Origin of the sequence: Tenacibaculum sp. IB213877 (genome assembly GCF_034043975.1) — a bacterium.
Lineage (GTDB): Bacteria > Bacteroidota > Bacteroidia > Flavobacteriales > Flavobacteriaceae > Polaribacter.
Window position 1 is genome coordinate 362,750 of record NZ_JAXCHH010000001.1, and the last position, 23,777, is coordinate 386,526.

A 23,777-nucleotide genomic window follows, 5' to 3' on the forward strand; every position below is an offset into this window, starting at 1 on the left:
GAGGATTTTATCGTTTATATATTCCAATCAAATCTCTTAAAAAGGTGTTCCCAATTTTGAGGCAAATTAGCTTTTAAATTTAGGGCTTGCTGTGTAAAAGGATGAATAAAATTTAATGAATAAGCATGTAAAAACAGGTTACAGCATTCAAAGTTTTGTTCAAACATTATATTATGATTTTTGTCTCCATATTTTCCATCTCCAATTAATGGATGACTTATTTTGTTCATATGAATTCTTAATTGATGTAAGCGTCCTGTTTTGGGTTGTAATTCAACCAAACTATAACGTGAAGAATCATAAGGATTTACAGGTATATTTAAAGTGATTTTTTCAAGAGTCTTTAAATGTGTTTCTGCTTCTTTATACACTTTACTATCTCTACCTTTTACAGGAGAATCAATGATTTTTGATTCTGGAGCATGACCCCGAACCACACCTAAATAGGTTTTTTGAATTAAGTCATTGGTAAATAACTTTTGAAATTCAGCTACGTAACGAGTTTCTTTTGCTAGTAATATAATACCAGAAGTTCTTCTGTCAAGTCTATGAATCGGATAGAATTTTTGATTGTAATCTTTATAAAGTAATTGTAATAAAGATTCTTCCTCGGCAACATTACGAGAGTGGTGTGCATGGTGTACAACAACATCGTTTGGTTTTGATACACATACAATATATTCGTCTTGATAAATAAGAGTTAAATTCACTATTAAAAAATATTTGCTATGAAAAATTTATTTAAAAATATATTTAATTGCCTTAGCAAATAAATATCCTAGCTTTTTAACCATTTAATATTTAATGATGCTAACAATAATAATGATAAGGTACCACAAACAAAGAAACCAATAAAAACGGGTAATGAAGTTACAGTAACAAATTTGCCAATGTAAGTTGCTATAGGCACTGCCATAATGGTAGATACAAATCCGTTAATAGCTGCACCAACACCTGCTATATGACCAATAGGCTGCATAGCAAGAGCTCTTAAATTTCCAAATAAAAACCCAATACAAAAAAATTGCAAACCAAAAAATATGATTAAAACTATAATACTAGGATTTTGTTTTTGAAAGAAAAGAAGAATGTAAAATAAAGATACTAGTGCAAATAAAGCAGTAAATGTTTTAACCATGTTTTTCATACCAAATCTTACAACAAAAGTTCCATTTAAAAAAGTAGCAAAACCAACAGATATGGCTAATCCAGCAAATATGAAAGGAAATTCTTCAGATAGGTTATATTGCTCTCTAAAAATATGTTCAGAAGAACTTAAATATACCATAAAAGAACCTGTTATAAAACCAGAAATTAACGTAAAAATAATAGCCTCTTTATATTTAATAAATTCTTTGATTCCATTGATAAACAAACGAAAAGAAAATTTTATTCTGCTATCTTCATCTAGGGTTTCTGGTTGTCTTAACCATAACCATAAAATAACAATAACTCCGTAAATTAATTGGCTATTAAAAATAAATTTCCACCCGTAAGCATCTAACATTAATTTTCCAATAGCAGGAGCTACTACCGGTACAAGAATGAAAATAACGACAATAAATGACATTATTTTGGCCATGTAATCACCACTAAAACTATCTCTAACCATAGCTATACTAATAGTTCTAGGAGCAGACAAACCAATTCCTTGTAAGATACGCCCTAAAATCATTATTTCTAAAGATGTAGACGAAACACATATTAAACTAGCTATAATAAAAATTATAAATCCAGTATATATCATAGGTTTTCTACCAAAACTGTCAGAAAGAGGACCAAAAATTAATTGACCAAAACCAAGACCTAAAAAGATCATGGTTATGAGTAATTGATTATCAGTTGTATTGACTATTCCTATAGAAATACCTATTTGTTCAAGTGCGGGAAGTAATGCATCTATAGATAAAGCTACTAATGACATTAAAGAGGCCATTAAAGCGATAAACTCTAATTGTGATTGCTGTTTTAATTGCATTACGCAAAAATAACACTATATATTCACAATTAGAGTTTTGAAGTTTATTATTTTACTATAAGTTTTTTACTGAAATGTGCTGTATTATTTTGACCTTTTACAATATAAAAACCTTGAGGTAATTCATGGATGTTAAATCTTTTATTTTTCAAAAATTTACCCTTAAAATTAACTACTTCTTTACCTGTTAAGTCATATATTTTTACATTTTTAACATCTTTATTTATACTAAAGTAGTTCTCTGTTGGATTAGGGTAAATAATCAAACTTTCAGAAGATAAAATAACATCATCATTAGATAAGGTTACAGACGAACTTCCGTAAATTTTAAATTCACCGGCCTGTAAAGTTAAGGTTGCATTAACATCGCTAACATTTCTAGTAGTATTATCATTTAATAAATCAAACCAAGTACCTGTTTGTTGAAAAGCAGGATCAATGCTTTGAGCAGTTACTCCAAAATTACCGATAATGGTCACATATTGTAAGTCATCTGAAGTATTGTTATTAGTTAAATGAATTTTCTTTAATCCTGTTGAGCTACTTACATCTAAAGTAAAATTAGAAGTTTTGAAAATATTTTCTTGCTTTTTTAAAGCAATTAATTGTGACCAAGTATCATAAATATCCTTTCTGTTAGGTTCTTCATAATAATTCCATAGAATAGGTTTTTTACCCGTTCTTCCATTGAAATTAATACTGATGTCATAACCCAATTCACCAAACTGCCAAATCATTTTTGGTCCGGGAACAGTAAAATAAAATGCCCCTACAGTTTTACTCCTTTCTAAAGAGGTAGGAAGCTCAGTAACATCATAAGTACCACTAGAATTACCAAATTCAATATTTTTATACATCAATCTTTCTTCATCATGACTTTCCATATAAGAAACGTTTGCGGGTACAGACCAACCTCTATTTTTATAATCAATCCATGAGAAATCAGATTTCCCACTTTCATGATATCCCATGGTTGCTTCATTATAAGCACCATTTAAGTTACTCCATAGCATTATGCCTTTTCCTTCGGAAAGACGATAATTTGCCCATTCTGTTTCCTCGGTATTCCCACCTAAATGCTCAAAAATTATGTAAAAGTTGGGATCAATTTCCCATTGATAATCTGCATATTCTTTTAAAACAGCTACTCTGTCTGCTTGATATGCCCCCGTACAACTTTCATCAGAAGCGGTACAGTTTTGTGTAAATCCTTTGGTTAAATCCCAACGGAAACCATCAATTTTATATTCTTCAATCCAATATTGTACGGTTCTTTTTACATAATCTTTAGTAGCTTGTTGACTATGATTTAGATCGTTAAAAACGCTATACGTATGTGTTGCTACTGGATTAAAAAATGGACTATCAGCAGATGCTTGTCCGCCATAACCACCATTATCTGTATTCCACATTCTATAATATGGGTTTTGACCAGAAGCATGGTTGTATACCACGTCTAAAATTATTGCGATACCACGTTTATGGCATTCATCAATAAAGCGTTTAAAAGCATCTTTTGTTCCATAATATTTATCTAAAGCCATATGGAAAGATGGGTTGTAACCCCAAGATTCGTTTCCGTCAAACTCACTAACAGGCATTAATTCTATTGCATTGATGCCTAATCCTTCCAAATAATCTAAACGTGCTTTAACAGCATCAAAACTGTGCAGTTCGTCAAAATCACGGATTAATAATTCATAAATAACTAAGTCAGTTTTTGCTGGTCTACTATAATTTGTCGCTTCCCAAGTAAATTCAGTTTCTCCAGTTTTTAAAACCGTTACCGCATGATTTGTTTGTCCTGTTGGATATGCTGGTAAATTTGGATAGGTTGTACTGTTTATGAATTGATCGTTACTTTCTGATAAAATAAGTGTAGAGTAGGGGTCCGCTATTCTTAAGGTACCGTTTACTAAATATTGATAGGTGTGGTTTGCTTGAGGTGTTAATTCTGTTAATTCAATCCAAAAACGATTATTAGATATATCTTTTTTCATTAAATAAGCATCATCTACAGTCCAGTTATTAAAATCTCCTATAACGTGTGCAAACTCTTTATTGGGTGCATATAAAACTAAGGTAGCTTTTGTAGGGTCATTAGGATTAAAGTTTATTCCATCTTGCAATCCGGTAGGTAAAGTTTCTTCTATAACTGTTGGCGTTACTACTACTTGAAAGCTTTGAGAAAGAGTAGTAGTTCCGTCTGTTGCCTCTAATATATAATCGGTTGTTTCTGTGGGAGCAACTGTAAAATTATACGAGGTAGAAGCTGATGTAGTATTTATAGAAGTTTCATTAGCTATTAGATTGAAATCTGCAGTTATACTTGTAGTTGCTGTTATAGAAATGTTTTCACCAGAATTAATGATAGTTACATTGTTAGTTGGTGATGTTACGTTAAGTTGAAATCCATCAACTTCATAAATTTGATCTTGAGTTTTTTTGTCGCCTGTACCATCTTTTGCTTTGACCAACATTCCAATACTACCTATATTGGTTCTGTTATAAAAGGTAGTAGGGGTAAAGGTTATAGAATAGCTTCCATCACCGTTGTTTGTTAGTTTTTGAGCCTCGTTAGAGTTTGTCCAGGTTCCATTATTTGGTGAGTCCATTGAGTTTTCATCATTCAGGTCATAAGACCAAGACCATAAATAAATATCTGAAACACTCCATGTTGTTGTATTTATATTGGTAACAGTTATAGTTATCTCATCATTTTCATTAAAACTAGCAGGAGATACTGAAAATGTTACATTTTGTTGTTGAGCGTAAAAGGATAAGCTACAAAAAAGGAATAAGAGTAAAAGGAAGTTTTTTTTCATAATTGTGATTTAAAAAGGCTGCTCATTATGAACAGCCTTAAAATTTAAGATCTTATTAATAGATTATTCTATTGTATAAGTAGGGTTATCAGGATCAGAAAAGTTTAATGTTATTGTGTATGTTCCTGCGGTTGATATAAGGTTATCGCCACCAACTTCTAAGGTTCCATCGGCACCGGTATCACCATAATTTACATCCCAAGCATTATTAGCTCTAAATTTATACTCACCATCTAGCAAAGTAACATCTTTTAAAATCCAAATTTCATCATTAGGTTGAGACCAATCTCTGGTAAATTGAGCATCTGGAGTTGCTCCCCAATCATTATAAGCACTACCTACTAACCCCCAAACATTATCAATTTCTTCAAGAGTATATAAATTGTTATTTAAATCGACGGTTACAATATAAATACCATTTGTAGTGATAATGTTATCGCCACCAATTTCTAAGGTTCCATCGGCACCTGTATCACCATAATTTATATCCCAAGCATTATTCATTCTAAACTTCATTTCTCCGTCTAATAAAGTTACTATACCTCTAAATACATCTGAATAATAATCATATTCTAACATAAAGTCTGGAGTTGCACCCCAGTCGTTATAAGCCGAACCTACTATTCCAATAGAGAAAGGTTCCATTGTATAAGTAAGGTCATTTAGGTTTAATGTAATTTTGTATGAACCTGCAGTAACAACTAGGTTGTCGCCACCTACTTCTAAAGTTCCATCGGCACCTGTATCACCATAATTATTAGCCCAATCGTTATTTTCTCTAAATTTAATTTCACCATCAATTAGGGTAACGTAAGATACTATTATACCTTCTTGATCGGTGGTATAAAATGGAGCATCTGGAGTAGCTCCCCAATTGTTATAACCAGAACCTACAATTCCCCAAGTAGAAATTTCTATTCCTGAACCTACCACTTCTGGCAATATAAATGTAACTTGTTGTGAGCTTGAAACGTTTTCAGGTGAATCGTTACCGCCATTACCTACATATGCTCTAACTCTAAAATATAGGTTCCCTGTATTGGGTTTTTCCTCAGTATTTGGATCAGCATCTAAACCAATATATTCAGCTGCGGTAATAAAATCATTTACTGTTACATCAATAGTGGTTTCTGTAGTTTTTACTAAAGAAAATGGAGATGCAAAATCTTCTGTAGTTGCATATTGAATTTCATATCCAACTACCGTAGGGGTTCCTAAAAAGTTAACAGCATTCCAGCTAAAACTTTCTATTACAAGTTCACCATCACTTTTAGATAAAGTATATTCGGTAGCTAGTGTATTTGTTAGTTCAATTCCGTTAGGATCAGCATCTACAATATAATCTAAATTTTCATTATTTTGACATCCTATTAATCCCAAAATTATGACTAATGTTGTTAAAATTAATGTTTTTTTCATGGTATTAGTCTTAAAATTAATATCCTGGATTTTGTTTTAAATTAGGGTTTGCTCCTAAAGCTGTAAGTGGTATTGGAAAAAGTTTATAAGTTTCAGGGATTGCAGTTCCATTTACAGTATTTCCTTTCCAAGGCCATAAGTAACTAGCTCCTGTAAACTTTTCAAATCTAATTAAATCACTTCTTCTATGTCCTTCAAGATTTAATTCTCTAGCTCTTTCATCTAAGATAAAATCTAACGTTAACTCATTTTGTGAAATGGTTGTAGCATTAGATCGGGTTCTTATAGAGTTTACATAGCCTAAAGCTGTTGCTAGGTCTGTTGCTGATGAGCCTCTTAAGGCACATTCGGCATACATTAGGTAGGCATCGGCTAATCTGAACAAAGGAAAATCTGTACTTGAAAAATCGGTTGCAACAGAAGTACCGTTAAAGTTTGTATTTCTAAATTTTATAGAAGGATAACCATCTGTCCATTCTTTATAATCTGTCATTTCAAAATTATGAATGTCATTATCATCTTCGTCTTTTCCAATCCAAAATAATTGTGCTCTTTCGTCAACAGCATTTCTTAATTCATCGCCACTTGAAATACCTCCTTCATAAAGGCCATACCAAGCTTTTGTTGCTCTATGACCCGTCCAACCTTGTTTAGAATGAAAATCTTCAGGAGTCATGGTGTCAACAGATAAACTTCCGTTAATAATATACGTGGTATTACCATAACTTTGACTGGTGATAGCATCTGCTATTAAAGGGAAAATAATTTCGGTTGATGTTTCATTATCTCCAGAGAAAATGCTTACATAATTAGTAGCTAAAGTATAACCACCTTCATCTATAACTTTTTTAGTGTATGCGCCAGCTTCTTCAAATCTTTCTATACCTGTATATACTTTAGCGTTCAGATATAATTTGGCTAATAGCATTCTTACTACAGCTTTATTAGCTCTTCCATATCCATTTGTATCGGCTATTTTATTTTCAATAGCTAATAATTCAGTTTCTACAAAGTTAAATAGCTCTATTCTTGTAGCTTCTGGAAGAGGCTCAGAAGAACCAAGATTATCTTCAGTTGCTAATACTCCTTTACCAAAAGCATCAATCAAATAATAATAAGCTAATGCACGTAAAAAACGTACCTCACTAGTAATATTATCTTGATCTTCTACAGAAACAATTTTTAGAATTGCTAAAAGGTTATTAGCTTGTGGAATGGTGTAATAAATTCTATTGTACAAATATCTAAAAAACTTATTGTTTTCATCCCAGTTGGAGGTTGTGGTTAATTGGTCTAATCCATCATCTCCCCAACGGTTTTTCATTCCATCTGCAGTGAAATCTTGTAAGTTTACAATTCCTCTTAAAAATGGAGATTCTCCTGCATTATCATCAATATCAGAATTATCAGGTCCTGTAACACTTGACAATGCAAATGAAGCATACAGCCTAGATACAATACCAGATATAGCATTAGGATCTTGTTGTAATAGCTCTTCAAGAGAGAGTTCAACTTCTGGTTTTGTGTTTAAATCATTTAAACAACTACTAAAAGAAAATAATATGATTGTTAAAAATGATATATAAAATATTTTTTTCATGATTAATTTAATTAAAAGTCAAAATTAATACCTAAAGTATATGTTCTAGGTCTTGGGTAAAAATTTGTATCAATTCCGTTGAAATTTTCAGGATCTTGCCCTGTATAATCAGTTATTAAGAATAAGTTAGATACAGATGTGTAAAAACGTAGTGTTGAATTTTTAATTAGTTCATCAAAACGATATCCTAACGTAATGTTTTCACAACGTAAAAATGTAGCATCTTCTAAATAATAATCAGAAAACCTTACATTACCATTAGTGTTTATAAAGTTTATATCTGCTGCTCCGTTATAAAAATCTAAAACATTTCCTAAACTTGAAGAGTTAATAGGAATAGATCTATCTCTCCAACCTGAAGTTAACTTTCTTGAATTGTAAACTAAACCTCCAATTTGACCTCTAAAATTAGAACTTAGGTCCCAATTCTTATAGTTAAAATTTAAACCAAAACCATAGGTCCAGTTAGGACGTAAAGCTTTGTAAACTCGGTCATCATTGTCTATTACATTATCTTCATTTAAATCTGCATGCGCTCCCCAAATAGGATTTCCATCTACATCATATAGTTGTTTAAAAACCCAAGCAGAATGTGGTTGATAACCTACTGCATTATAAGCTAAATTAACTCCTGTTCCTACAGGTAAACCACCATCAGAAGATGGAATTACAGTAACATCTTTTAAATTGTCTATTGTTGTTTTATTATAGGCTAAATTGGTATTAATATCAAATGAGAAATTCTCATTTTTTATTGGATTAATGTTTACATTTAATTCAAACCCTTCGCTAGAAGTTTCACCTACATTTTTTACAAATGAACTTCCTAAACCTTGACCAGGAGGTATAGGCGTTCTGGCTAATAAATCTTTTGTTTCTCTTTTAAATACGTCAAAAGAACCAGAAATTATATTGTTAAATATTGTATAATCTAATCCTATGTTATAGGTTGTTGCCTTTTCCCAAGTAAGGTCTTCATTATAAGCAACAGCAGAATACACATTAACACCTGATAGATATTGGCTGGTATTGGTTCCTGAAATTAGTAATGGCAGTGAAGGATAGAAACCAACTGCTCCTGTTATATCTTGTTGTCCTGTTTTACCCCATCCTAAACGAAGTTTTAAGTTGTTTATGAAATTAATATTTTCCATAAACTTTTCATCAGTAACTTTCCAAGCTAAGGCTGCAGCAGGGAAGTACCCCCATCTTTTTTCTGGACGAAATAAAGAAGAACCATCTACCCTTAAAGATAAAGTTAATAAATATTTATTAGCAAAATCTAAATTAGCTCTACCAAAAAATGATTGTAAATTTAACTCATTAAAATAACGGTTTGTTGGATTTAAATCATTTTCAATAAAAGCTTCTCTTAAACCAGTTTCTCCATCTACACCAACATTATATCTATATAAATCTTTGGTTCCATCATTTTGAAAATTTTGGTATGAATAGCCTGTTTGTGCATCTATTTTAGCTAAAAATCCCTCAAACGTTTTCGTATATTTTAAATAAGCATCCATTGTAGTGTTAATAATTTCCTGATTTTCAGCATAATTAACACCTGGGTTAAAAACTCCTACAGTTCCATTATTAATAACTTGATAAGTTGCCAATGCATTTTCCGTAAAAACTTCTTCAATTTTAGCATCTGAATACTCAACACCTAAATTAAGTACAGCACTAAGTTCAGGGAGAAACGAAGTAGTGTAATCAAACTCAACATTACCTAAAAACTTGTAAACTTCTTCAGGTCTTGTTCTTTGCTCTAATAATGCTAAAGGATTATATTGACCATCTAATTTAGCAGGAGTATTAGGATCTATACTTTCTGTTTGATAGTATCCACCAAATTTTGGATTGGTTAAATCATAAATTGGCTTGGTTGGATCCATATTTATTACTCCGCCTAAAACTCCTCCTTCATCTACTGCATTTTTTTCGGCATAAATTCCTTTTGCATTAATATCTACCTTTAATCTGTCATTAATGAATTTTGGGGTAAGTTTTAATGAATAAGAAAGTCTTTCATAATCATTGGTTTTAACCAAGCCTTCACTTTTAGTATGACCAACAGAAAACCTAAAAGGAACTTCATCAAATAAAGAGGCACGCATACTAAAATTGTTGTTTGTAGATACTGATGTTCTAAAGATTGCGTCTTGCCAATCAGTATTATATAAAATTCTACCTTCAATTTCTGGCGTAGTAGGATCATCTTCAAGAGTACTGTTAGGATCATCAATACCTAAATTTCCAGCAAAAGAAGGGTGGTATTCAGTAATAAACCTTGTAAATTCCGGACCATTCATTATATCTAACTTCTGAGAAACTTTACCTATAGCTACACTTGAAGAAAAATTAAATTTAGGTGTTCCAGATGTTCCTTTTTTAGTGGTAATAATAATTACACCATTAGAAGCACGAGAACCATAAATTGCGGTAGCAGATGCATCTTTTAAAATAGAAAAGTTTTCAATGTCGTTAGGATTAACAAGTGATAAAGGGTTACTAACTCCTGCAGGATTTGTATTATCAACAGGAACTCCATCTATTACAATTAACGGGTTGTTATTTGCATTTAATGATGAACCACCGCGTATTCTAATATTAGGCGCAGCATCTGGTTGCCCACCTGCAGTTGTTATTTTAAGACCTGGTACTTTACCTTGTAATAACTGTTCAGCACCAACAGCAGGAGTTGTGTTAAAATCTTTAGATGATATAGAGGTAACAGAACCTGTTGCATCTTCTTTTTTAACACTACCATAACCTACAACTACAACTTCATCTAATACTTGCTCTCCTTCTTCTAATGCAACCGAAATGGTTGTTTTAGAACCTACAACAATTTCTTGAGTTTGTAAACCAATAAATGAATATATTAATGTATTTGTTGATTTTACATTCTTTAATTCATAGTTACCGTCAAAATCAGTTTCAGTACCAGAAGTGGTTCCCTTAATTATAACGCTAACACCCGGTAAGGGTTCGCCTGTAGCTTTTTCTGTTACAGTTCCTTTAATTGTTTGCTGTGCAAACAAGCTTAAAGAGTTAAGTATCAGAAATCCACAAAACAATAATTTTAAATTTTTCATGTATAAATTTGTTAAAATAACTGTAAATTTGATTTGTTTGTTTAATCAATAATTTTACATTCCACGTCGTGAATATAGGTATTAAAATGCCTCGCAAAGCATTGATAACCTTACGAAAACGTTTTCGTGTTGATAACTTTTTAACTTTAACTTAACATATTCATAATATTACGTGAAAATTTTAGGAGTTTTGTAAAATATGAAGTCAAAAATTACTATTAAAATAATAGCTAAAGAATTAGGGGTTTCACCATCCACAGTTTCAAAAGCCTTGAGAGATAGTCATGAAATTAGTCAAGAGACTAAAAATAAGATAAAAGCCTATGCAAAATTATACAATTTCAGACCTAATAATTTAGCATTACAACTTAGGAATCAAAAAACTAAAGTAATTGGTATTGTATTGCCTAAAATTGTACATCATTTCTTTTCAACTGTTATTAGTGGTGTAGAAAGAGTAGCTAATGAAAGAGGGTATAACATAATGGTTTGCTTTTCTAATGAACAGCAAGATAAAGAAGTAGAAACTATTAATGTGCTTACCAATGGAAGTGTGGATGGACTGATTGTATCTATAGCAAAAGAAAGTCTTAGAAATAATGAACTTGGCCATTTTCATAAATTAATACAAGATGAAATACCTATTGTTTTATTTGATAGAGTTCATAGCTCATTAAATTGCGATAAAGTTATTGTAGATGATATTGGAGCGGGCTATAAGGCTACAAAACATTTAATAGATATAGGTTGCAAAAATATAGCAATTATTACCACACCCGAGCATGTAACAGTAGGGTTTAATAGATATCAAGGATATGAAAAAGCTCTAAAAGATTCAGGTATTTCATTAAATAAGAAGTTGATTGTGAATGTTGATGATGATGATGACACAGAAATTTACCGTCAAATTAAAGAAATGTTCGCTGAAAAAGTAGATGCTGTTTTTGCTGTGAATGAAATCTACGCGGCTTTAGCCATTAGAGTGGCAAAAGATAAAGGAATAGAAATTCCTAATGAACTATCTGTGGTAGGTTTTACAGACGGATTAATATCTGAATATTCATCGCCGTCAATCACAACTATTGTGCAACACGGATTTACCATGGGAGAGCAAGCGGCAGAACTATTAATTGATCGTATTGAAAATGAGAAAGATAATAAGTTACCTCAAACTAAGGTTATTTCAAGTAATTTAAAAATAAGACAGTCTAGTAAAAGTTAATTGTTAATTTTTAAGGAACTTTTATAAAAAAAACTATCTTTACCACCCATATAGACTTATCAATAATTTATATTCCACAAATTAAAAATTAAGATAAGTCGTAGCGCTTATCGTATTTAGTAACCAATTAAATTACGATAATGGAAAAGCGTAAACTAAATTTCTGGCAAATCTGGAACATGAGTTTTGGATTTCTAGGGATTCAATTTGGATTCGCCTTACAAGGTGGATTTATGTCAAGAATCTTTCAAACTTTAGGAGCAGCAAAAGATGAAATTCCGCTCTTATGGATCGCAGCACCTTTAACAGGATTGTTAGTACAACCTATTATAGGTTATATGAGTGATCGAACATGGAGCTCAAAGTGGGGAAGAAGAAGACCTTACTTTTTAGTAGGAGCTATTCTAAGCTCTATTGCACTATTTTTAGTACCACATTCACCAGCATTATGGATTGCAGCAGGTTTTTTATGGGTTTTAGACGCCTCAATCAATGTGTCAATGGAACCATTTAGAGCGCTAGTAGCTGATAAACTTCCAGAATCTCAACGTTCTTACGGGTTTGTAGTACAAACCTTAATTATTGGAATTGGTACATGGATTGCAAGTAATTTACCTTGGATGGTATCTCAACTTGGAGTTAGTGATTCTGCAGCTTTAGGAGTAGTGCCAATGTCCGTAAAAATAGCTTTTGCTATTGGTGCATTTGTATTTCTAGCAAGTATTTTATACACGGTTTTCACTACCACTGAATATCCTCCTGAAGATATGGAAGAGTTTGAACGTGAAAAAGCAAAGAAAAATCAATTTATACCAGACATTATAAACAACATAGGTAGTATGCCTACTACCATGAAAAAACTAGGTATTATTCAATTTTTTAGCTGGTTTGCTTTCTTTACTATGTGGAGTATGGCAAACCCTGCTTTAACTGAACATGTTTTTAAAACACCTGTTCCTGTTGAAGCAAACTACAATATGGAAATTCCAGAACAGTTAGATGCCTATAACACTGCCAATACTGCCTTTCAAAAATCTTCAAATTTAGTGGGTTCTTATATGGGAACTTACGGATTATCATCAATGGTTTTTGCGTTGTTATTAGCATTTTATACTTCTAAAAGAAGAATCAATAGAAAATATGTGCACATGGTGGCTTTAATTTTAGGAGGTATAGGTTTTTTAATAATGAAACACATTCCTTCTCATGAATATTTAACCATATCATTTGTTTTAATAGGACTCGCTTGGGGTAGTATTTTATCTATGCCGTATGCCATGTTATCGAGTTCTGTTGATCCGAAGAAAATGGGAGTAATCATGGGTATTTTTAACATGTTCATTGTAATTCCTCAAATTGTTGCTGCTTTAGGAGGAGTAAATTATGTGTCAAGTTTATTTGGTACAGATGCCATCAATGCCATGACTGTGGCTGGAATCAGTTTAGTATTAGCAGGATTAGCAAATTTTTTAATTATCAACCCCAAGGCTATAACCTACCAAAAAGAAGAATTATAATGATAAAGAAAGGATTTATATTTGATTTAGATGGAGTTATCGTAGATACCGCTAAATATCATTTTTTGGCGTGGAGAAATTTAGCCAATAGTTTAGGTATTGATTTCACTGAAAAAGAAAACGAGCAGCTCAAAGGAGTAAGTCGTGTTAAGTCGCTAGAAAAAATATTACAATGGGGCAATAAAACGCTTTCTGAAGATGAATTCATGGAAAATATGGCTAGAAAAAATCAAGAATATCTTAGTTATATTAATAAAATGGATGATTCAGAAATTTTACCTGATGTTCCTAAAATTCTAAACTACTTAGTTGAAAGTAAACAACCCATTTCATTAGGTTCAGCAAGTAAAAATGCAAGAGCTATTCTAAAAAAAGTAAACTTGTTTGATACGTTTGATGCTATTGTAGATGGTACAAATGTGTCAAAAGCAAAACCAGACCCTGAAGTATTCTTAAACGCAGCAAAAGAATTAAAAATGAATCCTGAGGATTGTATTGTTTTTGAAGATAGCGTTGCGGGCGTACAAGCTGCCAACAACGCCAATATGATTTCTATTGGTATTGGAGAAGCATCTGTATTACATGAAGCTGACTATGTTTTCAAAGACTTTACAGAAATTTCAACAGAGTTTATTCAGCAGTTAATAGAAAAATAATTATACCTAGATAGAAGTCCCCTCTTTCTTATCAACTAAAAAATTAAAAATTAGTAAGCGTAAGCTTAATCAAACAACTAAAAATGAATCAAGATTATATTATACCAAACGAGTGGTCGATTATTGAAGAAGGATTTGATGCTACAAGAGTAAAATCATCCGAAAGTTTATTTAGTATAGGTAACGGTGCCATGGGGCAGCGTGCTAATTTTGAAGAAACCTACAGCGGAAGCACTTTTCAAGGTAGTTATATTGCCGGAGTGTATTACCCAGATAAAACCAGAGTGGGTTGGTGGAAAAATGGTTATCCGGAGTATTTTGCAAAAGTATTAAACGCACCCAATTGGATTGGGATTAATGTTTTTGTTAATGATGAAGCATTAGACTTAAATACCTGTAAAAAAGTAGAAGATTTCCGTCGTGAGTTGAATATGCAAGAAGGATGGTTGTCAAGAAGTTTTAAAGCTACCTTACCAAATAATATTGAAGTTAAAGTAGAAACGAAACGTTTTTTAAGTTTAGATTTAGATGCGTTAGGAGCAATACAATACAGTGTTACACCTGTTTCTTCTGGTGCAAAAATCACTTTTCAGCCCTATTTAGATAGTGGCATTCACAACGAAGATAGTAACTGGGATGATCAATTCTGGAATACTTTAAAAGTTGCTCAAGACGGTGAACAAGCGTTTATTGAAGCACACACCATGAAAACGTATTTCCATACGTGTACCTTCATGCAGTCTGAAGTTTTTATCAACTCAGAAAAACAAGCTATTCAACCAGAAGTTAAGCAATTAGAAAATAAAATTTCGTTTTCGTACTCAGCAAATGTAAAAGAAAATGAAACGTTTACCATTCATAAGTTTGGAGGATATACAGTAGATAGAAATCATGAGATTGATGAATTAGTTACTGCAGCTAAAAATGTTTTGAAAGAAGGAATTTCTCATGGATTTAACGCCTTACTTGAACAACAAAAACAAGCTTGGGCGAAGATTTGGGAAATGGCAGATATCACTATTGATGGTGATGTAAAAGCACAACAAGGAATACGTTTTAATATCTTACAATTAAATCACACCTATTTAGGTAAAGATGCTCGCTTAAATATTGGTCCAAAAGGATTTACTGGAGAAAAGTACGGAGGAAGCACCTATTGGGATACCGAAGCCTATTGTATTCCTTTTTACATGGCTACTAAAGATCAACAAGTTGCGAGAAATTTATTAACGTATCGTTACAATCAGTTAGATAGAGCTATTGAAAATGCTGAGAAATTAGGTTTTTCGAACGGAGCAGCTTTATATCCAATGGTAACTATGAATGGTGAAGAATGCCACAACGAGTGGGAAATCACTTTTGAAGAAATTCACCGTAACGGAGCTATCGCGTTTGCCATTTATAATTATCATCGTTATACAAACGATTACAGCTACATTCCAGAAAAAGGATTGGAAGTGTTAATTGGTATTGCACGTTTTTGGCATCAGCGTGTGAATTTTTCAACCGCAAAGAATAAATACGTAATGTTAGGAGTTACAGGTCCTAACGAGTACGAAAACAACATAAATAACAACTGGTATACCAACTATATTGCAAAATGGTGTATTGATTATGCTTTAGAAAATATTGAAAAGGTAAAAACTGAATACGCTTCAGATTATGAGCGTATTATGAGTAAAGTATCTCTTTCTGAAGATGAAATGCAGTCGATGAAAAAAGTGGCTGATAATATGTATTTTCCGTATTCAGAAGAGCACAACGTGTTTTTACAACAAGATGGTTTCTTAGATAAAGAATTGATTTCAGTTGCTGATTTAGATCCATCTCAGCGTCCGATCAATCAAAAATGGTCTTGGGATCGTATTTTACGTTCACCATACATCAAACAAGCAGATACCTTACAAGGTTTCTACTTCTTTGAAGATCACTTCTCGCAAGAAGAATTAGAGCGTCATTTCGATTTCTACGAGCCATTTACAGTACATGAAAGTTCATTGTCCCCTTGTGTACACAGTATTCAAGCGGCGAAGTTAGGTAGAATGGAACAAGCATACACGTTCTATTTACGTACCTCTCGTTTAGATCTGGATGATTATAACAAAGAGGTTGAGGAAGGTTTACACATCACTTCAATGGCAGGAACATGGATGAGTATTGTGGAAGGTTTTGGAGGAATGCGTGTTAAAAATGACACCTTAAGTTTTGAACCAAGAATTCCAGAACAATGGGATGGCTATTCATTCAAAGTAAACTTCAGAGGTCAAATTGTAAAAGTAAAGGTTTCTCATTCAGAAACACAATTTGAGCTAGAAGGTAATAATGATTTAGAAATTTTAGTAAATAACAATAAAGTAACTGTAAAACCTCATAGTTTAGTTACAATTTAATCAAATGAAAGGTTCCGTCTCACTACTATGTCTTTTTTTAATTGCTTTTACCTCTTGTAAAAAAGAGGAAAAACATACTGATAATGCTATTGTAGAAGTATCAAACTCTACGTTAGAACGTGTTGAGCCACCACATTGGTGGATTGGTTTTAAAAACACCAAATTACAGTTGTTAGTAAAAGAAGATGGTATTAGTGAGGCAAAACCTGAAATTTCTTATAGCGGAGTTTCTATTGAAAAAGTATCAAAAGGAACCAGTCCAAACTACCTTTTTATTGATGTAAACATTGCTGAACATACCAAAGCAGGAAAGTTTGACATTGTTTTTACCTTTGAAAACGGAACTAAAAAACAGCATACTTACGAGTTAAAAGCTCGTGAAAAATCTGCGGATGCGTATGTAGGTTTCAATAGTTCGGATGCTGTATATTTAATTACTCCAGATCGTTTTGCGAATGGAGATACTTCCAATGACGAGTTTGCATCTTTAAAAGAGAAAAAACTTAATAGAAAAAACGATTATAGCAGACATGGAGGTGATATCACCGGTATTACCAATCATTTAGATTATATAAATGATATGGGCTTTACAGCCATTTGGCCAACTCCTGTGTTAATTAACGACATGCCGGAATCGTCTTACCATGGTTATGCAATTACCGATTTTTATCAAGTAGATTCTCGTTTCGGAACTTTAGAAGAGTACAAGAATTTATCTTCTGAAATGAAGAAAAAAGGGATGAAGCTCATCATGGATCAGGTTGCAAATCACTGTGGTTTGGAACATTGGTGGATGAAAGATTTACCTTTTAATGATTGGGTGAATAACCAAAAGAATTACGAAGACAATATTGATAACTGGACATGGGAGAAGAATATAAATTCTAATCATAGAAGAACCACAAATCAAGATTTATATGCTTCTGAAAATGATAAAAAAGGATTTTCAGAAGGATGGTTTGTCGCAGCAATGCCCGATTTGAATCAGCGTAATCCGTTTATGGCTAAATACATTATCCAAAATAGTATTTGGTGGATAGAAACCTTGCAATTAGGAGGAATTCGTCAAGATACGTATCCGTATCCAGATAAAAACTTTATGAGTGATTGGTCTGGTGCTATTATGGAAGAATATCCAAACTTTAGTATTGTAGGTGAGGAGTGGAGCTTAAATCCGTTATTAATTCGTTATTGGCAAAAAGGAGCTGATAATAAAGACGGATACGAATCTCATTTAACTTCTGCAATGGATTTTCCTATGCAAAGTAATATTGTACAGGCTTTAAAAGAAAAAGAGTCTTGGGATAAAGGTTTGGTAAAAGTTTACGAAGGTTTAGCGAACGATTTTGCGTATGCTGATCCTGAAAAACTGATGATTTTCCCTGATAATCACGATATGGATCGCATTTTTACGCAGTTAAATGAAGATCTTACACTTACCAAAATGGCGTTGAGTTACATGTTAACAATTCCTAGAGTTGCGCAAATTTATTACGGAACAGAAGTGTTGATTCAAAATACCGCAAAACCTCACGATCATGGTTTAATCCGTACCGATTTCCCTGGTGGTTGGGAAGGAGATATAACCAATGCGTTTAACGGTGAAGGATTGAATACTGATCAAAAAGAAATGCAATCTTTCCTTAAAAAAGTATTGAATCACAGAAAAAATAGCAAAGCTATTCATGATGGGAAAACAATTCATTTTGCTCCGTTTATGAATACCTATTTCTTGTTCAGAGTTACTAATGATGAAACAGTGATGCTAATTCTAAACAAAAATGATAAACCTATAACCATTGATCTAAAACGCTATGCTGAAATGGACTTATCAGGAAAACAGCTTAAAAATATAGTTACAGGTGAGTCAATAATTTGGGGAGATGATATTAAGTTAGACAAAAAAGGTTGTTTATTACTCACAACAAAACTTTAAAATGAGAAACTTACTTTTTATACTTTTTAGCTTTTTCCTAGCAACTACAATAAACAGTCAAGTAACGTTTGTTGTTAATGAACTACCGGATAATCATAATTTTGAGGACTCAATTTACATCTCTGGAGAATTTGAAGGTTGGACAGGTGGGACTGATGCTTACAAGCTTAAAAAAGTTGATAAAACTTACACAATTACAGTTCCGTTTAAAGAAGAAACTACTTTATTCAAATTCACTTTAGGAAATTGGCAAACGGTTGAACGTGATAAAAACGGGGCTCAAATAGATAATCGTGTTTATAAGAAAACAAAAGAGAAGGACACTGTTTTTGTAAAAATTGCAAGTTGGCAAGGAGAAGATGTTGCCAATAAATCATCAGCGGCTAAAAATGTATCTGTTATTTCAGAAACCTTTAAAATTCCGCAATTAAACAGAGAACGTCGTGTTTGGGTGTATCTACCGCCAAATTATGAGACTGCAAATAGATCGTTTCCGGTAATTTACATGCACGATGGTCAAAATATTTTTGACAAAAGCACATCCTTTTCAGGAGAATGGGAAGTTGATGAGACTTTAAATAAGCTTTTTAGAGATAAAAACATGAGTTTTATTGTTGTTGGAATAGACAACGGAGGTGATAAACGGTTAGATGAATATTCACCTTGGAAGCATTCAAAATATGGTGGAGGAGAAGGTGAAGCGTATATGGAATTTATCGTTAAAACCTTAAAACCATATATCGATACAAAGTATAAAACTCAAACAGATAAAAATAGTACAGCGATTATTGGAAGCTCAATGGGTGGCTTAATTTCGCATTATGCAGCTTTGAAATACCCTAATGTTTTTGGGAAAATTGGTGTGTTTTCACCAGCATTTTGGTTTGCGCCGGAAGTGAATGCTTTTTCAAAAGAAAAAGGAAATATTCAAGACACAAAAATGTATTTTTTAGCAGGCGGAAAAGAAGGTACAAATACTTCACGACAAGAAATTAGTCAGACTGTTAAGGATATGAATAGTATGATAACTATTCTAAAAGCACAGCAATTTCCTGCTAAAAATATACAATCAAAAGTAGTTCCTGAAGGTCAACACAATGAAGAATTATGGCGAACCAACTATGAAGAAGCCATACTTTGGTTGTTTCCTGAAGAAGTTAAAAAACGTGAGTTTATCAGCGCTGAATTCATAGACAATCAATTTGTTGAAGTAAAAGTGAGTGATGGTGTCTATAAAATTACACCATATGCTTCTAAAATTATAGAAACGACTTTTATTCCCAACGGAGAAACGTTCAAAAACACCTCACATGCTGTTGTTTTAGAGCCAAATGCTATTTCTTCAACGTTTACAAACAAAGTTGATAAAGCAACGTTAAAAACCTCAGGATTAACGGTTACTATTCAAAAAGAACCGTTTCAAATTTCATATTCTTACAAAGGAAAACCAATTACCTCAGAGAGAAATGGGTATCAAAAAAATGATGATTTTGAAACCATTCAATTTAGTGTAACTGAGGATGAAGTGTTATATGGAGGAGGAGCCAGAGCGTTAGACATGAATAGGCGTGGTAATCGATTGCGACTATACAATCGTGCACATTATGGTTACGAAACGCATTCTGAGTTAATGAACTTTACCTTGCCAATAGTAGCTTCTTCAAAGAAATACATGATCCATTTTGACAATGCACCCATTGGGTATTTAGATTTAGACAGCAGAAAAGATAATACACTTACCTACGAAACCATTTCTGGTCGTAAAACGTACCAAGTTATTGTGGGTGACTCCTGGTTAGATCTTATTGATAATTATACCTATTTAACAGGAAAACAGCCTATGCCACCACGTTGGGCTTTGGGTAATTTTTCTAGTCGATTTGGGTACCATTCTCAAGAGGAAACCGAACATACAATTCAAAAATTTAAAGAAGAGAACATTCCTGTAGATGCTATTATTCTGGACTTGTATTGGTTTGGAAAAGGCATTAAGAAAACCATGGGAAATTTAGAAGTTTTTAAAGATTCTTTCCCGGATTTTGAAGGAATGGTTCAACGTTTAAAAGATAAAGGAGTTAAAACCGTAACCATTACAGAACCTTTTGTGTTAAGTTCTTCCAAAAGATGGCAAGAAGCGGTTGATAAGGATGTGCTAGCAAAAGATTCTATTGGGAATCCAGCCCGCTACGATTTCTTCTTTGGAAACACGGGTATTATTGATATTTACAAGCCTGAAGCTAAAGAATGGTTTTGGGGTATTTATAAAGATTTAGCCAACAAAGGTGTTACAGGTATTTGGGGTGATTTAGGAGAGCCAGAAGTGCATCCGTCTTGGGTGCAACATCATACAGGGGCTGCTAATGAAGTTCATAATACCTATGGACATGAATGGGCTAAATTGGTGTATGAAGGTTACAAAAAAGACTTTCCAGAAACCAGACCATTCATTTTAATGCGTGCAGGTTATTCAGGATCACAACGTTTTGGTTTTATTCCGTGGTCTGGAGATGTAAACAGAACTTGGGGTGGATTGCAAAGTCAACCAGAAATTGCCTTACAAATGGGAATGCAAGGTTTAGCCTATATGCATAGTGATTTAGGCGGATTTGCAGGAGCTAATTTAGATGATGAATTGTATGTACGTTGGTTACAATACGGTGTTTTTCAACCTATTTACCGTCCGCATGCACAAGAAGAAGTTCCTAGTGAACCTGTGTTTAGAGCTGAAAAAGCAAAACAATTAGCCAAAGAAGCTATTGAATTACGTTATCAATTATTGCCTTATAACTACACCTTAGCGTTTGAAAATAATCAAACTGGAGCACCATTGATGCGTCCGTTATTCTTTGAAGATGAAAAATTAGTTGAGAAATCATCAAGCTATTTATGGGGAAATGATTTTTTAGTGGCTCCGATTTTAGAAGCTGGTGTCACAAAAAAAGAGGTGATTTTTCCGGAAAACAGTACTTGGTTTGATTTTTATTCTGATGAAAAATTTGCAGGCGGACAAACGAAGTCAGTAACTGTAAAGGAAAACTCAATTCCAACATTTGTAAGAGCAGGAGCGTTTATTCCGATAGCTAAATTAGTACAAACTACCGATGAGTATTCAGCTTCAACATTTGATGTACATTATTACCATGATACTTCCGTTTCAAAAAGTACAGGAAAGTTATACAATGATGACGGACTTACAGCCGACGCTTTTGAAAAGGGACAGTTTGAATTATTAAAATTTGAAGCTGAAACCAGTAAAAAGTGTATTGAAATAGATTTTACAGCACAAACAGGGGCGAAGTATAAAACTGAAACGAAGAACATCAATGTTATTGTTCATAATGTTCAGAAACAGCCTAAAAAAGTAAAGTTTGGTAAAAAAACACTCGATTTTGCTTGGAGTGAGAAGGATAACAAACTATTCATTCCAATTCAATGGAATACCTATAAAAAGAAACAACTAACCATAAAATTTTAGATCGTGAAACGATTACTAACACTCATCATTGTTACAATACTTATTGTAAGTTGTGATACAAAAGAAAAGCCAGCAGTAGTAAAAAAAGAAGTTCCTTTTGTTTGGGAAGGAGCGAATTTATACTTCTTATTAACTGATAGATTCAATAACGGAGATGCATCGAACGACGTAAACTTCGACAGAACTAAAGAAACTGGTAAACTTCGTGGATTTGAAGGAGGAGACATTAAAGGAATCACTCAAAAGATCAATGAAGGGTATTTTACCGATTTAGGGATCAACGCTATTTGGATGACACCAATTGTTGAGCAAATCCATGATGGAACGGACGAAAGTACCGGATTAACCTATGGTTTTCACGGATATTGGACGAAAGACTGGACAGCTATCGACCCAAATTATGGAACCAAAGAAGATTTACACGAATTGGTGGCTGCTGCTCACAAAAAAGGAATCCGTATTTTATTAGATGCAGTAATTAATCATACCGGTCCGGTTACAGAGAAAGATCCTGTTTGGCCAAGTGATTGGGTACGTACAGAACCTCAATGTACCTATCAAAACTATGAAACCACGGTAACTTGTACTTTGGTTAAAAACCTACCGGATATATTAACAGAAAGCAACGAAGCTGTTGATTTACCTCCTCAATTGGTTGAAAAATGGAAGGCTGAGGGTAGATATGAGCAAGAAATAGCTGAGTTAGATGAATTTTTCACAAGAACTGGGTATCCAAGAGCACCACGTTTTTACATTATGAAGTGGTTGACCGATTATATCACCGAATTCGGAATTGACGGTTACCGTGTAGATACGGTAAAGCATACTGAAGAGAGCGTGTGGCAAGAATTTAGAAAAGAATGTGATTACGCCTTTGCTAAATGGAAAGAAAACAATGCTGATAAGGTGTTAGATGACAACGGTTTCTATTTAGTGGGAGAAGTTTATAACTACGGAATTAGTGCTGGAAAAGCTTTTGATTTTGGTGATAAAAAGGTGAACTATTTTGATAAAAGTTTTAATAGTTTGATCAATTTTGAAATCAAGTGGAATTCTGCTCAACAAGACAAAGAAACAATGTTTAAGCGTTATTCTGATAGCCTGCATACGAATTTAAAAGGTTACGGAATTTTGAATTATTTATCATCTCATGATGACGGACAACCATTTGATCCAAAACGTGAGAAGCCATTTGAAACTGCTACAAAATTATTATTATCTCCAGGAACTTCACAAGTATATTACGGAGATGAAACCGCAAGAAGTTTAGTTATTGAAGGAACGGTAGGGGATGCGACCTTACGTTCAAACATGAACTGGAATGATATAACTAGCAATGTTGAAACTCAAAAAGTGTTAGCGTATTGGCAAAAATTAGGTCAGTTTAGAAAAAATCATCCAGCTGTTGGAGCAGGAGTGCACCAAATGCTTTCTGAAAAACCATATGTGTTTTCAAGAGTGTATGCTAAAGGAGATTTTACAGATGAAGTTGTGATCGGGTTGGATTTAGCAGAAGGAGAGAAGACGGTAGATGTTTCAAAAGTATTTGAAGAGGGTACAACGCTTCATGATGCGTATTCTAATCAAGATGTTGAAGTAAAAGAAGGAAAGGTTGCTGTAAATTCAGCATTCGATATTGTATTACTAGAAAAGAAATAAGT

At 33.1% G+C, this 23,777-nt stretch carries 13 protein-coding genes; 7 read left to right on the forward strand and 6 right to left on the reverse strand.

Features of this window, described 5'->3' with window-relative positions; translation table 11 throughout:
• Positions 1 to 14: 14 nt before the first annotated feature.
• The 6 genes from SLH33_RS01570 to SLH33_RS01595 all read right to left on the reverse strand — a co-directional run bounded on the left by SLH33_RS01570 (position 15) and on the right by SLH33_RS01595 (position 10,920).
• A complete protein-coding gene (locus SLH33_RS01570) occupies positions 15 to 710 on the reverse strand; it encodes a pseudouridine synthase (protein WP_320417303.1) in 696 nt (231 codons plus the stop codon).
• A gap of 68 nt (positions 711 to 778) precedes the next feature.
• Positions 779 to 1,978, reverse strand: coding sequence for a multidrug effflux MFS transporter (locus SLH33_RS01575; protein WP_320417304.1), 1,200 nt, complete (start codon positions 1,976 to 1,978; stop codon positions 779 to 781).
• 47 nt (positions 1,979 to 2,025) lie between these two features.
• On the reverse strand, positions 2,026 to 4,803 hold the full coding sequence (locus tag SLH33_RS01580; protein WP_320417305.1) for an alpha-amylase family glycosyl hydrolase: 2,778 nt from the start codon (positions 4,801 to 4,803) through the stop codon (positions 2,026 to 2,028).
• Positions 4,804 to 4,866: 63 nt separating this feature from the next.
• Positions 4,867 to 6,222, reverse strand: coding sequence for a SusE domain-containing protein (locus tag SLH33_RS01585; RefSeq protein WP_320417306.1), 1,356 nt, complete (start codon positions 6,220 to 6,222; stop codon positions 4,867 to 4,869).
• Between the two features lie 16 nt (positions 6,223 to 6,238).
• Entirely contained in the window at positions 6,239 to 7,822 is a 1,584-nt protein-coding gene (locus SLH33_RS01590) for a RagB/SusD family nutrient uptake outer membrane protein (RefSeq protein WP_320417307.1), read from the reverse strand.
• 11 nt (positions 7,823 to 7,833) lie between these two features.
• Positions 7,834 to 10,920 carry a TonB-dependent receptor gene (locus SLH33_RS01595; protein ID WP_320417308.1) on the reverse strand — a complete coding sequence of 1,029 codons (3,087 nt, stop codon included), beginning with the start codon at positions 10,918 to 10,920 and terminating at the stop codon, positions 7,834 to 7,836.
• A gap of 199 nt (positions 10,921 to 11,119) precedes the next feature.
• Here SLH33_RS01595 and SLH33_RS01600 point away from each other — a divergent pair, with 199 nt between their 5' ends.
• From SLH33_RS01600 to SLH33_RS01630, 7 genes are all read left to right on the forward strand, one after another.
• On the forward strand, positions 11,120 to 12,142 hold the full coding sequence (locus SLH33_RS01600; protein WP_320417309.1) for a LacI family DNA-binding transcriptional regulator: 1,023 nt from the start codon (positions 11,120 to 11,122) through the stop codon (positions 12,140 to 12,142).
• Positions 12,143 to 12,282: 140 nt separating this feature from the next.
• Positions 12,283 to 13,659, forward strand: a complete 1,377-nt coding sequence (locus tag SLH33_RS01605) for an MFS transporter (protein WP_320417310.1) — start codon at positions 12,283 to 12,285, stop codon at positions 13,657 to 13,659.
• Positions 13,659 to 14,315 (forward strand): beta-phosphoglucomutase, encoded by a 657-nt coding sequence (gene pgmB, locus SLH33_RS01610; protein ID WP_320417311.1) that lies wholly within the window; start codon positions 13,659 to 13,661, stop codon positions 14,313 to 14,315. The genes SLH33_RS01605 and pgmB overlap by 1 nt, the downstream gene beginning before the upstream one ends.
• Before the next feature lie 83 nt (positions 14,316 to 14,398).
• A complete protein-coding gene (locus SLH33_RS01615) occupies positions 14,399 to 16,705 on the forward strand; it encodes a glycoside hydrolase family 65 protein (protein WP_320417312.1) in 2,307 nt (768 codons plus the stop codon).
• A gap of 4 nt (positions 16,706 to 16,709) precedes the next feature.
• A complete protein-coding gene (locus tag SLH33_RS01620) occupies positions 16,710 to 18,641 on the forward strand; it encodes a glycoside hydrolase family 13 protein (RefSeq protein WP_320417313.1) in 1,932 nt (643 codons plus the stop codon).
• Position 18,642: 1 nt separating this feature from the next.
• Positions 18,643 to 22,116 carry a TIM-barrel domain-containing protein gene (locus tag SLH33_RS01625; protein ID WP_320417314.1) on the forward strand — a complete coding sequence of 1,158 codons (3,474 nt, stop codon included), beginning with the start codon at positions 18,643 to 18,645 and terminating at the stop codon, positions 22,114 to 22,116.
• A gap of 3 nt (positions 22,117 to 22,119) precedes the next feature.
• On the forward strand, positions 22,120 to 23,775 hold the full coding sequence (locus tag SLH33_RS01630) for an alpha-amylase family glycosyl hydrolase (RefSeq protein ID WP_320417315.1): 1,656 nt from the start codon (positions 22,120 to 22,122) through the stop codon (positions 23,773 to 23,775).
• Positions 23,776 to 23,777: the final 2 nt, after the last annotated feature.